The sequence below is a fragment of the Mumia sp. zg.B53 genome, assembly GCF_019550935.1.
Taxonomy (GTDB): Bacteria; Actinomycetota; Actinomycetes; order Propionibacteriales; family Nocardioidaceae; genus Mumia.
The window spans coordinates 154437-167724 of the sequence record NZ_JAHWCK010000006.1 but is presented as its reverse complement, the minus strand read 5'-3'; the positions used below and the strand labels follow the sequence as shown (position 1 = coordinate 167724).

Genomic DNA, 13288 nt, shown 5'->3' with positions numbered 1-13288 from the left:
GAGATGACTCCCTAGGGGTGCTCGGACCAGAAGGTCGCTGCAGTCTTGAGGGCGCGATCAACCGGCCTCCCGTCAACCGCGGCTCGTCCAGTCTGCCACGCGCTGGGGGCGAACCACGAACCGCCTGGCCCACGATCTCGTACCGTGACCGAAACGCGACCTTTTCGACCAAGGACGGCCGCGTCGTCGACCCGCCAGTCGCCGTCAGGCCTTGACGGCGAGCACCGGGCAGGTGGCGTCGAGCAGCACGCGCTGCGCGTTGCTCCCGAGGATCAACTTGCCGACCGGCGACCGGCGACGCAGGCCGATGACGATGAACTCCGCCCCGGTCTCCTCGGCGACCTTGATCAGATCGTCGGCGGGATCCATGCCGCGGACCAGCTGGCGAACCTCGGAGTCGACGCCCGAGTCGGCGAGCTGCTCGCGGACGTCCTTGAGCTGGGCCTCGGTCCGGACTGCGTCATCGTCGTCGAAGTCTCGCCCGCCGCGGTGAGAGTTGACCACCACGAGGCTCGACCCCCGGAGCTTTGCCTCCTCCACGGCCCGCGCGAGAGCCGCACGTCCCTCTGCCTTAGGGACGTATCCCACGACGATCGTGCCCATCCTCGACCTCCATAGCTCGACGGTGCTCCGACAGTATCGTGATCCATGTCGCTCGACAGCCTTCCACCGCCCTCGGCGCCGCGTCACCCCGACGTGTGGACATCCGAGCTCCGGCGAGACGAGGAGGACCCACCCTGGGTCCATGCCCTCGCTTCCCTCCGGCCCGTCGGTCGGCATCCCTCCTGCGGCTGCCTCGCGGCTCCTCGACGCGCTCGTCGAGCGATGGGTGCGGCGGGCGACCCCGCCGGACGGCGAGCCGAGACTGTCGCTCTGGTCGTACGACGCAGGGCACGCGTCCCTCGTCGGGCGCTGGTCGTCGTCGCCGCGCGTCGTCCAGCGACTTGACGCGTGGATGCGTGCGGACGTCGTCGGTCGGCTCGTGGCCCCGGTCGCCGCAGGCACAGGACCGCGCGACCGCGTGCTCGTCTGGGAGCGCGCGGGTCGGCCGGAGGTACGCGGCGCCGACCTCGCCTGGTACGCGGCGTGGCGGACCTGCGCGCGCGGCGACGGTGAGGTGTTCCTCGTCGTCACGCGGGCGGGCTGGGTCAGCGTGCCTGACGCCACCGTCGGGCCGCGCCGCTCGCGTCGGACGGCTCGGTGAACCGTCGACACCCCGCAGCGGGACGAGCGCGGTCAGTCCCAGGTGTGCACGGGCTCGTTGGTGTGCATCCGCTCGCGATAGTGCATCGTCATCTCGCGCAGCGCCTCCGTACGGTCGGTGCCGGCGCGTTCGTACAACGTGCGGAAGCGTTCGCTCTGCCAGGTCGCACCGTTGCGACCCGTCAGGCACCGCTGCTCGATGATGCCGAGGTACTTGTCGCGGTCGGAGGGGTCCACCCCCATGGCGTCCAGCCCGTCGGCCGCCATCGGGAGGAGACGACGGAGCACCAGCTCGGTCACACCGACGGTGCCGATGCCGGGCCAATAGATGCTCGCGCCGATCCCGCCCCTCGCCGCACTCGTGAAGTTTTCCTCGGCCGCGCTGAACGACATCTGCGTCCAGAGCGGACGGTCGGCATCGGCCATGGCCCGGACCAGCCCGAAGTAGTAGGCCGCGTTGGCCACCGTGTCGACCACCGTGGGCCCGGCGGGAAGCACGCGGTTCTCGACGCGCAGGTGGGGGCGGTCGCCGATCACGTCGTAGATCGGTCGGTTCCACCGATAGATCGTGCCGTTGTGCAGACGCAGCTCCGCCAGTGTCGGCGGGTCGCCGGCGGCGAGGACCGCCTCCGGGTCCTCGTCGTCGAGGACCGGCAGCAGGGCCGGGAAGTAACGGACGTTCTCCTCGAAGAGGTCGAAGATCGACGTGATCCACCGCTCTCCGAACCACACGCGCGGGCGGACCCCCTGGGCCTTGAGCTCCTCCGAGCGGGTGTCGGTCGCCTGCTCGAAGAGCGGGATCCGGGTCTCGTGCCACAGCTGCTTGCCGAGCAGGAAGGGCGAGTTCGCGCCGAGCGAGAGCTGGGTGGACGCGATGGCCTGGGAGGCGTTCCAGTACGACGCGAACTCGGCCGGTCCCACCTGGAGGTGGAGCTGCACGCTGGTGCAGGCGGCCTCGGGCATGATCGACTCGGAGGTCGTGGTCAGGCGCTCCTCCCCCGAGATCGAGATCGCGATGTCCTCCCCGCGAGCGGCGAGGACCTGCTCCGAGAGAAGGGAGTAGCGAGGGCTGGCAGAGATCGTCGACGGGGTCATGTGGCCCGCCTTGAGGGTCGGCATGATGCCGATCATCAGCAGATGTGCGTCGACCGACCTCGCGCGCTTCTCGGCGTGGTTGAGGTCCTCGCGGATCGTCTTCTCGTAGTGGCTCAACCCGTAGCCGTCGAGGGGCCGGGGGTCGATGTTGATCTCGATGTTGAACTGGCCGAGCTCTGTCTGGAAGTCCTCGTCGGCGATCGCCGCGAGGACGTCCTCGTTGCGCAGCGCGGGGTTGCCCACCTCGTCGATCAGGTTGAGCTCGATCTCCACCCCGGTCATCGGCTGGACCGCGTCGAATCGGGTGTCGCGCAGCATCCGGGAGAACACGTCCAGGCTGCGCCGGACCTTCTCCCGGAAGGCGGTCCGGTCCTCGCGGGTGAAGACCTGGTCGTCGACCTCTTGACCCATCTCAGCCTCCTCGGCCTCGTGACCGCGTCGTCGGCGTGTCGCAGCACCAACACTATGAGAGGCCGGGCACCGTCCGCAGAACGTCGTCGGTGTCGAATCCCTCCCAGTGCGCCGGGTCGAGGCACTCGGTGAGCGCCTGCTGCACCAGGGCGGCCATAGAATATCTCGGCGCGACCTCGGCGACGCGGTCCAGCGCGCACTGGGCCTGTGCCCCGTCCCCTGCCAACCATGCCGCGAACGCCGCAAGCGTCAACGGGGCCGCCTGGAACGGAGCCACGGCGCTCACGGCGACCTCGCGCCACATCGTGAGGCTGGCGAGCGCGTTGGCAGGCGTGATCCTCGACCAGAGGACGTCGCGTACGACGACGAGCGACGTCCACACCGACAGCGCAGCCACGTCGTCGGGGACCAGGCGATGGCCGCTGCCGCTCCCCCCGCCGCCCGTCGCCGGTCCACCCGGCCCTGCGCCGAGAGCCGCATCCACCACCGGGAGGACGCGGGCGAGTCCACGGCGCACGGTCTCGGCGTCGCGCTGAGCAGCTCCGTGCGCCCCGACGCGGCCCAAGCCCTGCACCTCTCGCTCGGTCGCTCGCTGCGCCTCCTCGAGCGCACGACCCGACACGGGGGCGAACCGGCGTACGAGGTCGTCCCGGTCGGACAGCACTTCGTGGCCACGGAAGACCGCCTCCGCGAGCAGCGGGGACGAGGAGACGTCGCACGGCACCCCCTCGCGAGGGCAGCACGTCGGGTCCTGGCAGGAGTAGGAGTAGTAGCGCGTGCCGTCGTAGCGGACGGCGTCGGTGACGTGGACGCCGTCCGCGCGGAGCAGTCGGGTCATCGCGTCGGTGAGTGCCCGCGCACCCTCGTCGAGATCGGTGTCGGCGTAGGCGATCAGGGCGACCGCGTCCGGATCCTGGCGGAGCAGGTAGCCCACCAGCTGGTCGGCGGCGAGCTCGGCGGCCTCCGGCGGAGGCAGGTCGACCCGCAGCCGGAAGCCGGCACGGCCGGCAGGACCGTCGAGGCACACGGCCACCAACGAGTCGCGGGGGTGGAACCCGAGCAGGACGGGGACAACACCGATCAGGTCGGACAGGGTGCGAGCGCGCATCACATCGGTCATGCCGAGAGGGTGGGTCCTCGGAGAGCACTCGGGACAGGTGACTTCTGGCCTGTGGACACCGGCCTCTCGACACTGGCCGACGAGCCGTCCGCAGCCGGAGCGAGAATGGGGCCATGCGCCGCCAGGCCACGATCCTCCACCTCGACCTCGACGCGTTCTTCGCCGCCGTCGAGCAGCGCGACAAGCCGTCGCTGCGCGGCAAGCCGGTGGTGGTCGGTGGTCTTGGTCACCGGGGCGTCGTGTCCACCGCCTCGTACGAGGCTCGGCTCTTCGGCGTCAGATCCGCCATGCGGACTGCGGAGGCGCGCGCCCGGTGCCCGCACGCGGCCTATCTGTCGGGACGCTTCGACGCCTACCGTGCCGCGAGCCGGGTCGTGATGGGTCGGCTCCGCGAGATCTCTCCGCTCGTCGAGCCCTTGTCTCTCGACGAGGCGTTCGTCGACCTCGCCGCCGGAGACGAGTCACGCCACCTCGACCTGGACGGCGTGACCGCGCTCGCCGAGCAGATCCGCGCCGACGTCGCCGAGCGCACCGGCGGTCTGACCGCCTCGGTGGGTGTCGCCTCATCCAAGTTCCTCGCCAAGATCGCGAGCGAGCTCGCCAAGCCCGACGGATCGTACGTCGTCGCGCCCGGCACCGAGATCGCGACGCTCGACCCGCTCAGCGTGCGCACGATCCCGGGCGTCGGCCCGGTGACCGCCGAGCGCCTGCGCCGGATCGGCGTCCACACGGTCGAGCAGCTGCGTCGACTCGACCTCCTCGAGCTCACGTCCCTGCTTGGCACGGCGTACGGGACCTCGCTGCACTCGCTCGCTCGCGGAGAGGACCACCGTGGGGTGGTCGCGGAGCGCGAGACGAAGTCGCTGAGCGTCGAGGACACGTTCGAGACCGACATCACCGATCCGCGCGTCCTCGCCGACGTGGCGACCACCATGAGCCGTCGAGTGTCGGAGCGGCTGCGCGCCAACGCCACCTCCGGCCGTACGGTCACGCTCAAGATCCGCCACCACGACTTCGAGACCCACACCCGGTCGGCGACTCTCGCCGGACCCACCGACGACGCGCGCGTGATCGCACGCACGGTGACAGGGCTGCTCGCCGAGATCGACACCTCGTCAGGCATTCGGCTGCTCGGGGTCGGCGTCTCGGGGATGGCCGACTGGGTCCAGGACGACCTCTTCCCGCCCGACGACGACGAGCTCGCGGCCGCCACCGGATCGACGGGCGCTGCGACCACGCTCGCCGGCGAGCCGGACATCGCGACCGCCGGCGCGGTCCCGCGTCCGCTCCGTGCCCGCTCGCGATGGGCCCCAGGCGCCGACGTGGTCCACGACGAGCACGGCCCGGGATGGGTCTGGGGGTCGGGTCTGGGACGGGTCACGGTGCGCTTCGAGACGGCCACCACGGGGCCTGGTCCCGTACGCACGTTCGACGCCGAGGACCCGTCCTTGACACCCGGTACGGTCGAGCCATGAGCACGTCTTCCGGTCCGCGGCCTCCGGTCGCGCCGCGCCACCCCCAGGTCAGGGTCCACCACGGCGACGAGGTCGTCGACGACTACGAGTGGCTCCGTGACAAGGACGCGCCCGAGACCCGCGCCTATCTCGAGGCCGAGAACGCCTACGCCGCCGAGCGGACCGAGCACCTCGAGGCGCTGCGCGGGCGGATCTTCGACGAGATCAAGTCGCGCGTCCTCGAGACCGACCTGTCCGTGCCGGTCCGGCGCGGATCCTGGTGGTACTACGCACGCACCTTCCAGGGCCGCGAGTACGCCGTCCACTGCCGCTGCCCCGTGACGAGCCCCGGCGACTGGACGCCGCCCGAGCTCGGCTCGGACACGCCCGTCGAGGGCGAGCAGGTCCTGATCGACGGCAACACCGAGGCCGAGGGACACGACTACTTCGCCCTGGGCGCGCTCAGCGTGAGCCGTGACGGGTCCCTGCTCGCCTACTCCGTCGACACCGCCGGCGACGAGCGGTTCACCCTGCGGGTCAAGGACCTGAGCTCGGGCGCCCTGCTCGACGACGAGATCAGCGACGTGTCGTACGGCGCGACGTGGTCGTTCGACGCCGATCACCTCTACTACTCGACCGTCGACGACGCGTGGCGTCCGGACAAGGTGTGGCGGCACACGATCGGGACGCCCTCGGACGCCGACGAGCTCGTGTTCCACGAGACCGACGAGCGCTACTTCACCGGTGTGGGCGCGACCCGCAGCGACCGATTCCTCGTGATCGCCTCGGGCTCCAAGGTCACGACCGAGATCCGGGTGCTCGACGCGACCGACCCCACGGGCGAGTTCCGAGTGGTGGCCCCCCGGCGCGAGGGCATCGAATACTCCGTCGAGCACGTCGTGGTCGGCGGCGAGGACCGCTTCCTCGTGCTCCACAACGACGGCGCGGTCAACTTCGAGCTGGCGAGCGCCCCGGTGTCCACGCCCGGACCGGAGCACTGGCGTACGGAGATCCCGCACCGCGACGACACCCGTCTGGAGGACGTCGACGCCTTCGCCGGGTTCGTCGCGCTGAGCCTGCGACGCGACGCGCTCAGCCAGGTGGCCGTGATCACCCTCGACGACGACGCCCGACCGGGCGCTCCGCTCGGCGACCCTGTCCCCGTCTCGTTCGACGAGCCCTTGTTCACCAGCGGGCTCGGGCCCAACCGCGAGTGGGAGCAACCGCTCGTCCGCCTCGGATACACCTCCTTCGTCACACCCGAGACCGTGTACGACTACGTCGTCGCGACGGGTGAGCTCCTCCTCCGCAAGCAGCAGCCCGTGTTGGGCGGCTACGACCCCGCCGACTACGAGCAGCACCGGCTGTGGGCGGTCGCGCGCGACGGCGCGAGGGTGCCGATCTCGCTCGTCGCTCGCAAGGGTGTGGCCCGCGACGGGAGCGCTCCGGCGCTGCTGTATGGCTACGGCGCCTACGAGTCGAGCATCGACCCCGGTTTCCGCGCGACACGGCTGTCGCTGCTCGACCGCGGGGTGGTGTTCGCGGTCGCCCACGTCCGCGGCGGCGGTGAGATGGGGCGCGGCTGGTACGAGGACGGCCGCCTCCTGCACAAGAAGAACACCTTCACCGACTTCGTCGACTGCGCTCGTCATCTCGTCGCCGAGCGGTGGACCACGAGCGAGCGCCTGGTGGCGGAGGGCGGTTCGGCCGGGGGCCTGCTGATGGGTGCCGTGGCCAACGACGCCCCGGACGACTTTGCCGGCATCTTGGCGGTCGTGCCGTTCGTGGACGCGCTGACCTCGATCCTCGACCCCTCGCTCCCCCTGACGGTCATCGAGTGGGACGAGTGGGGCGACCCGCTGCACGATCCCGAGGTCTACGCCTACATGAAGTCCTACACGCCGTACGAGAACGTCACCGCACAGCGATATCCCAAGATCCTCGCGATCACCAGCCTCAACGACACCCGCGTGCTCTACGTCGAGCCCGCCAAGTGGGTGGCGCGTCTTCGTGCCGTCGCGGGCGCGGACGTGCTCCTCAAGACCGAGATGAGTGCGGGACACGGGGGCGTGAGCGGGCGGTACGAGTCGTGGAAGGAGCGGGCGTACGAGCTCGCGTGGGTCATCGACACCCTCGGCGCTGCTCACGAGCCGCTCGCCGTCCGAGACTGAGGAAGGACGTCGGCGAGACTGACCGACCGGGCCAAAACTGTCGGTGCTGTCCGGGACGATCAGCCGATGACCCGGACGATCTACTACACCGCCAGCAGCCTCGACGGATTCATCGCCACGTCCGACCACGACCTCGGCTGGTTGCTCTCCCAGCCTGTCTCGGAGGACCTCGCGGGTGAGATGGAGGGTCTCACCACGCGCTTCGGGGCAATGGTGATGGGTTCCAGCTCCTACGAGTGGATCCTCGACCACGAGAGCCTGCTCGACAACCCCCAGGCCTGGCCCTACACCTCACCGAGCTGGGTGATGACACATCGCGACCTCCCGCGGGTCCCGGGGGCCGACATCCGCTTCGCCCAGGGCGACGTGGCGGCGGTCCACTCCGAGATGCTCGCGGTCGCCGACGACAAGGACGTCTGGGTGATCGGCGGGGGCGAGCTCGCCGGCCAGTTCGCCGACGCGGGTCTCCTGGACGAGCTCGAGGTCTCGTACGCTCCCGTCACGTTGGGTTCAGGCCAGCCGCTCCTCCCCCGGCGCCTCGACCTCACGCTGCGTGACGTTCGTCACGACGACCCGTTCGTGATCGCTCGATACGCGGTCGCCCACCCCTGAGCGGCCCGTGGTTAAGGGATATGGCCTAAGAAACACCTGAGACCGGCACCTTTAGCACGCTCTGTTCGTCTTTTCCAGTGCCAGACGGAATCGACCGGCGGCTGATCGCGTTGTGATGGATCGAGCCGAGAAGAAGTGAAGGAGCTGGTCTGCGTGACGACAGCAACGACTCAGGTGCGTGAGCGCGCCGAGGGACGAGACAGCGTCGGTATGTACCTCGACGAGATCTCGCGCACCCCTCTGCTCGACGCCGCCCGTGAGGTCGAGCTGAGCAAGACCATCGAAGCCGGACTCTTTGCCAAGCACCTCCTGGCCGAGGGTCGCGTGGGCCGCAAGAAGGGCGGAGCCCCGAAGTCGGCGACCCAGGAGGAGCTCGAGTGGATGGTCGCCGAGGGTGAGCGCGCCCTCGACGAGTTCATCACCGCCAACCTGCGTCTGGTCGTGTCGATCGCCCGCAAGTACGGTCGCTCGCAGATGCCGATGCTCGACCTGGTCCAGGAGGGCAACACCGGCCTGATCCGGGCGGTCGAGAAGTTCGACTACCTCAAGGGCTTCAAGTTCTCCACCTACGCCACGTGGTGGGTCCGCCAGGCCATCACCCGCGGCATCGCCCAGCAGGGCCGTGTCGTGAGGCTCCCCGTGCACGTCGTGGAGGAGCTCAACCAGGTGGGTGCCGCTCGTCGCAACCTCGAGCGCAAGCTGGGCCACGAGCCCGACCCGGCTGAGATTGCCGAAGAGCTCGGCATGCAGGTCGAGCGGGTGATCGACCTCATCTCGTGGGGTCGCGATCACGTCAGCCTCGACTCCCCGGTGGACGAGGACGGTGACACGTCCCTCGGCGACCTGGTCGCCCGCGAGACCCAGCCCGGCCCGGACCACGCGGTGCTCGACACGGAGTCCCGTGACCGCCTCTCGGGTCTGGTGGAGCACCTCGGCGAGCGCGAGGCCGACATCATCCGCTGCCGTTACGGTCTGCTCGACGGCCGCCAGCACAAGCTCGCCGACATCGGCAAGCGCCACGGAATCTCCGCCGAGCGCGTCCGCCAGCTCGAGCGAGAGGCGATCCAGCGTCTCCGCAAGATCGCCGACCCGGATCTCGCCGCCTGACGGGGGCGCAGCGAGTCCGCAGACGAACGGGCCGGTGTCCGCGACCGAAGGGTCGAGGCGCCGGCCCGTTCGTCGTCCCAGGCACCGCGCTGCCCCGGCGAGGTCAGCGAGGGGCAAGTGCGGGACGGAGCTCCTCGTACGCCCAAGCGGCCAGCGTCGTCGGCGTCGTGGTCACGGCGTCCCTGGGCTGCTCGGGGACGAATCCGTCGCGGATGCCCGACGTCATGCCCACGATCCCCTGCGCAGCCCTCTTGCCGAGACCGACCGACGTGAGCATCGCGAAGAGCTCGTCGTCCTCGACGTGGTGCACGGCCACGGGATGACCGGTGACGTCGCTCACCGTGCGCGCGACGTCGGAGAACGACAGGTCCTCTGGTCCGTGCACACCCTGGATCCGTCGCCCCGGCCGTCCGCTGAGCAGGTTAGCGGCCACGACGTCGCCGATGTCGCGCGGCGCCACCCACGGCAGCCGGCGATCGGGGGCCATCGCCGTCGGGAGCACACCACCACGGATCGCGTCGATGTCGTCGAGCAGGTTGGTGAAGAAGTAGCCGCAGCGCAGGACCAGCAGGTCGACGCCGGTGTCGCCCAGGATGTCCTCCGCAGCGCCCAGCCCGTCGATGAGTCCGACGCCCTGCCGGCGCTCGGCTCCGACGCTGCTCTGCAGCACGAGCCGCGAGATCGTGTTGCGCCGCACCGCGTCGGCGGCGTGCTCGGCGAGCTCTCGTGTCGAGGCATTGGGGTCGTCGACGGTCAGGTCGGTCGGATCCACCCAGAACAGGGCGTCGACGCCCTCGGTCGCGCGCACGACGTAGTCACGGTCGTGCAGGTCTCCCTCCCTCACCTGCACGTAGGGCAGGAGGTCAGGGTCGAGTCTGGCCGCGTCTCGCAACAGGAGGACGGGCCGCGTGCCGGCCTGGACGAGCAGGCGCACGACATGCGCCCCGACGTGACCGGTTGGCGTTGTCACAGCGATGGTCGTCATGCGATCTGACGCTATCGGCGGTGTCTGACAACCTCTGGGCTCAAGAGCGTGGTCCAGAGCTGCTCCACCTCGCGCGCGAGGTCGTCGAGCGAGCCGGTGTTGTCGATGACGACGTCGGCCGCCGCGAGTCGGTCATCACGTGACGCCTGAGCCGCGATCCGGCTCGCGGCTTCCTCGCGCGACATGCCCCGCTGGGTCACCAGGCGCTCGATCTGGACCTCGACCGGAGCGTCCACGACGACGACCAGGTCGAAGCGAGAGGCCTGCCCCGTCTCCACGAGGAGAGGGACGTCGTGGACCACGACAGCATCGGGCCCTGCCTGGGCCTCGAGGTCAGCGCCACGAGCACGGACCAGCGGATGGACGATGTCCTCGAGGTCTCGACGAGCCGACAGGTCGGAGAAGACCAGCGCGCCGAGCGCCGGACGGTCGAGCTGCCCGTCGGCGGTCAGCACATCGTCGCCGAAGCGTTCGACGACCGCAGCCAACCCCGGCGTACCAGGCTCGACCACCTCGCGCGCGAGCACGTCGGAGTCGATGATGACAGCGCCGCGGTCTCGCAGCAGGGTTGACACAGCGCTCTTGCCGGAGCCGATCCCCCCGGTCAGACCGACGCGGATCACGCGGTCCGCCGTGCGCCGAGGTCAGCGCCCACGCGATGGTCGCTCTTCAGGCTCTCCGCACGCGCGCGGGTCACGTCGTCGAGCGGGATCACGTCGACGCTGGTCATGCGGTCGTACGCACGCAGCAACGTGCTCGCCACCGTGTCGACGTCGAGGCCTGGCACCTCGTCGTAGACCGCGCCCACCGAGCGGCGGCGCATGGGCAGCTCCAGGCGGTTGTGGATCACCGGAAGGGCCGCGCGGAGCATCGGGGCGTCTCCGAGGACGATGACAGCGCTGAACAGCCAGGCGCCTCGCACCACGCGCTGTGCGGTGCCGACCAGCTTGACGAGGCCGCGTGCATTGACGCTGTAGTCGCCGGGGCAGTACTCCCCCGGGACAGCACCGACACGGGCATCGACACCGAGCTCGCCGAGGACCGAGGTCAGGAGGACCCCGTAGTCACGGAACCGGTCACGCATCCCTGTGCCCGGGTCGGGGTCGGGGCTGACGTGGTCCACGACCAGGGTCTGCCCGGTGTACGCGGCCACCCGGCCGCCCGCACCGCGGATGATCGGCTCGAAGCCGAGGGCACGACAGGCCTGCGCCGCAGAGGCGAAGCCAGGCCGGCGGACGTCCGAACGTCCGAACGCCGCGGTGGGGCCCACCGGGACGCTGATGCGCACCGTCGGCCCGATCTCACCGTCGGACGCCTGGCGGAGCAGGGCGTGCGCGGTCGCGACGTCGGTGACCGGGTCGTGATCGACCGGCCGGGGGTCGAGGATGAAGCGCACGGGCACAGGCTACCTACCGCCCGTGGGACGCGACGAGGCCCCCGCCCAGATGGGCAGGGGCCTCGTGCAGCATGTCAACGGGAGCGGGTGATCACTCGCCGCCGGTCAGCTTGTCGCGCAGTGCCTGAAGTGCCTCGTCGGAGGCGAGCGCACCGCCGGTCGACCGGCCGTTGTCCTGCGACGACGACGAGGACGACGAGCTGCTGGAGCCGCCGCCGGTGCTGCCGCTGCTGCTGCTGCTGCTGGCGCCACCGGACGAGTACGACGAGCCGCTCGCGGCCTGCTGGCCGGCCTCGCGGGCCGAGGCCTCGGCGTCCACGATCTGCTTCTTGTGGGCCTCCCAGCGCGAGTGGGCCTCGGCGTACTGCCGCTCCCAGGTCTCCCGCTGGTCGTCGAACCCCTCGCGCCACTCGCCGGTCTCCGGGTCGAAGCCCTCGGGGTAGATGTAGTTGCCCTGCGCGTCGTAGGACGATGCCATGCCGTACAGCGTGGGATCGAACTCGTCGGCGTCCTGCGCGACCTCGGTCTCGTTGGCCTGCTTGAGCGACAGCGAGATACGACGACGCTCGAGGTCGATGTCGATGATCTTGACCATCACCGAGTCACCGACCTGGACGACCTGCTCGGGGATCTCCACGTGGCGCTCGGCCAGCTCGGAGATGTGCACCAGGCCCTCGATGCCCTCCTCGACGCGGACGAATGCGCCGAACGGGACGAGCTTGGTGACCTTGCCCGGCACGATCTGACCGATCTGGTGGGTCCGGGCGAAGTGCTGCCACGGATCCTCCTGGGTCGCCTTCAGCGACAGCGAGACGCGCTCGCGGTCCATGTCGACGTCCAAGACCTCGACCGTGACCTCGTCGCCGACCTGGACGACCTCGGACGGGTGGTCGATGTGCTTCCAGGACAGCTCCGAGACGTGCACCAGGCCGTCCACGCCGCCAAGATCGACGAACGCACCGAAGTTGACGATCGACGAGACGACGCCCTTGCGGATCTGACCCTTCTGGAGCTGCGTGAGGAAGTTCTGGCGGACCTCGGACTGGGTCTGCTCGAGCCACGCGCGACGGGACAGGACCACGTTGTTGCGGTTCTTGTCGAGCTCGATGATCTTGGCCTCGAGCTTCTGACCGACGTACGGGGCCAGGTCGCGGACACGACGCATCTCCACCAGCGAAGCAGGGAGGAAGCCGCGGAGCCCGATGTCGAGGATCAGGCCGCCCTTGACGACCTCGATGACCGTGCCCTCGACGACGCCGTCCTCTTCCTTGATCTTCTCGATGTCGCCCCAGGCGCGCTCGTACTGCGCCCGCTTCTTCGAGAGGATCAGACGTCCCTCCTTGTCCTCCTTCTGGAGGACGAGGGCCTCGACGGCGTCTCCGACGGAGACGACCTCGTGGGGATCGACGTCGTGCTTGATGGACAGCTCCCGCGAGGGGATGACACCTTCGGTCTTGTAACCGATGTCGAGGAGCACCTCGTCCCGGTCGACCTTCACGATGATGCCGTCGACGATGTCACCGTCGTTGAAGTACTTGATGGTCTTGTCGACCGCTGCGAGGAAGTCCTCCTCGCTGCCGATGTCGTTGATCGCGACCTGCGGCGCGGGTGCTGCCTGGATGCTGCTCGTCATATGGGATTGAGCTCCGATGGGTGGATAGGAGTTGTGCGGGGGGCTGCGGACCCGGATCGCAGCGTGCCGGTCGTTGCCGCGTGAGAACCTCGTGCGGTAGG

At 69.8% G+C, this 13288-nt stretch carries 12 protein-coding genes; 5 read left to right on the top strand and 7 right to left on the bottom strand.

Annotation, left to right across the window (positions count from 1 at the left end; genetic code table 11):
- Nucleotides 1-204: 204 nt before the first annotated feature.
- A complete protein-coding gene (locus KV102_RS17895; protein WP_220344453.1) occupies nt 205-603 on the bottom strand; it encodes a universal stress protein in 399 nt (132 codons plus the stop codon).
- 142 nt (nt 604-745) lie between these two features.
- On the opposite strand from KV102_RS17895, the gene KV102_RS17890 reads away from it, so the two are divergent.
- Nucleotides 746-1204: a hypothetical protein gene (locus KV102_RS17890; protein WP_220347084.1), complete on the top strand. Its 459-nt coding sequence runs from the start codon at nt 746-748 to the stop codon at nt 1202-1204.
- Nucleotides 1205-1236: 32 nt separating this feature from the next.
- Here the strand turns inward: KV102_RS17890 and KV102_RS17885 are convergent, their stop codons facing one another.
- The gene (locus tag KV102_RS17885; RefSeq protein ID WP_220344451.1) at nt 1237-2709 is read right to left on the bottom strand and encodes a glutamate--cysteine ligase; all 1473 of its coding nucleotides are present in this window, start codon (nt 2707-2709) and stop codon (nt 1237-1239) included.
- Nucleotides 2710-2761: 52 nt separating this feature from the next.
- Entirely contained in the window at nt 2762-3829 is a 1068-nt protein-coding gene (locus KV102_RS17880) for a DUF4192 domain-containing protein (protein ID WP_220344450.1), read from the bottom strand.
- Nucleotides 3830-3942: 113 nt separating this feature from the next.
- Here KV102_RS17880 and KV102_RS17875 point away from each other — a divergent pair, with 113 nt between their 5' ends.
- The 4 genes from KV102_RS17875 to KV102_RS17860 all read left to right on the top strand — a co-directional run bounded on the left by KV102_RS17875 (nt 3943) and on the right by KV102_RS17860 (nt 9173).
- On the top strand, nt 3943-5304 hold the full coding sequence (locus KV102_RS17875) for a DNA polymerase IV (protein WP_220347083.1): 1362 nt from the start codon (nt 3943-3945) through the stop codon (nt 5302-5304).
- Nucleotides 5301-7454 carry a S9 family peptidase gene (locus tag KV102_RS17870; protein ID WP_220344448.1) on the top strand — a complete coding sequence of 718 codons (2154 nt, stop codon included), beginning with the start codon at nt 5301-5303 and terminating at the stop codon, nt 7452-7454. Before KV102_RS17875 ends, KV102_RS17870 begins: the two co-directional genes overlap by 4 nt.
- Nucleotides 7455-7520: 66 nt before the next feature.
- Nucleotides 7521-8066 (top strand): dihydrofolate reductase family protein, encoded by a 546-nt coding sequence (locus tag KV102_RS17865; protein WP_220347082.1) that lies wholly within the window; start codon nt 7521-7523, stop codon nt 8064-8066.
- A gap of 210 nt (nt 8067-8276) precedes the next feature.
- Nucleotides 8277-9173: an RNA polymerase sigma factor RpoD/SigA gene (locus tag KV102_RS17860; RefSeq protein WP_220347200.1), complete on the top strand. Its 897-nt coding sequence runs from the start codon at nt 8277-8279 to the stop codon at nt 9171-9173.
- Between the two features lie 103 nt (nt 9174-9276).
- On the opposite strand, the gene KV102_RS17855 is transcribed toward KV102_RS17860, so the two are convergent.
- The 4 genes from KV102_RS17855 to rpsA form a co-directional block, all read right to left on the bottom strand.
- A complete protein-coding gene (locus KV102_RS17855; protein ID WP_220347081.1) occupies nt 9277-10158 on the bottom strand; it encodes an NAD(P)H-binding protein in 882 nt (293 codons plus the stop codon).
- An 11-nt stretch (nt 10159-10169) separates the two neighbouring features.
- Complete coding sequence (coaE, locus tag KV102_RS17850) at nt 10170-10781, bottom strand: dephospho-CoA kinase (RefSeq protein WP_220347080.1); 612 nt, start codon at nt 10779-10781, stop codon at nt 10170-10172.
- Nucleotides 10778-11554, bottom strand: coding sequence for a lipoate--protein ligase family protein (locus KV102_RS17845; protein ID WP_220347079.1), 777 nt, complete (start codon nt 11552-11554; stop codon nt 10778-10780). The genes coaE and KV102_RS17845 overlap by 4 nt, the downstream gene beginning before the upstream one ends.
- A gap of 91 nt (nt 11555-11645) precedes the next feature.
- Complete coding sequence (gene rpsA / locus KV102_RS17840) at nt 11646-13187, bottom strand: 30S ribosomal protein S1 (RefSeq protein ID WP_220347078.1); 1542 nt, start codon at nt 13185-13187, stop codon at nt 11646-11648.
- Between the last annotated feature and the right edge of the window lie 101 nt (nt 13188-13288).